At 65.7% G+C, this 769-nt stretch carries 1 protein-coding gene; it reads left to right on the forward strand.

Annotated elements, in window-relative coordinates:
- Positions 1-769: Ig-like domain-containing protein (locus tag QD409_RS35445; protein WP_430765038.1), on the forward strand; the 769-nt coding region annotated here is incomplete at both ends.

Consider the following 769-nt stretch of genomic DNA (forward strand, 5'->3'; position numbering starts at 1 on the left):
GCCTGTCGACGACGACGCTGACCTTCACGGTGACGGACGGTCGGACGAGCCAGCCTGAGACGGCAGACCCGACGAAGCTGTCGGAAGCCAATCTTGAGAACGGCACGTCTCCGTCGGAAGAGGCCCTGACGGCCCAGGGCAGCATCACGCTGGCCGATCCGGACAATCCGCATATCACCGGCGTCACCAACAGCCACGGCGATGCGGCCACGGCAGATCCGAAGAGCGGCGACTGGCAGATCCAGGGTTCCTACGGCACGCTGACGATCGATGCGGACGGCAAGTACAGCTATACGCTGACGACGGCCGGTGTTCATGCCGGTGGCGAGCAGGAGACGTTCACCTATACGGTGACGGACGCACACGGCAACGTCACCACCTCGACGCTGAGCTTCACCATTGCCGACGATGCGCCGATCGCCACGGCGGACACCGGTTCGCTGCAGTCGGGCGTGACGGTCGCCGCCGATGCGGTGCATGGCGTGCTGGCCAATGACGTGACGGGTGCCGACGGCAATCTTCAGGTGGTCGGCGTTGCTGCCGGCGGCACGGAGACGGCGCCGTCGGACCATGTCGGCGCTGCGATCGTCACGACGCTCGGGACGCTGACGCTGAATGCCGACGGTTCCTACAGCTATCAGGCCAACCCGAACGAGAGCGGCACGGACACCTTCACCTATACGGTCAAGGATGCCGACGGCAGCCTGTCGACGACGACGCTGACCTTCACGGTGACGGACGGTCGGACGAGCCAGCCTGAGACGGCAGA

Origin of the sequence: Rhizobium sp. BR 315 (genome assembly GCF_050577975.1) — a bacterium.
Classification (GTDB): domain Bacteria; phylum Pseudomonadota; class Alphaproteobacteria; order Rhizobiales; family Rhizobiaceae; genus Rhizobium; species Rhizobium miluonense.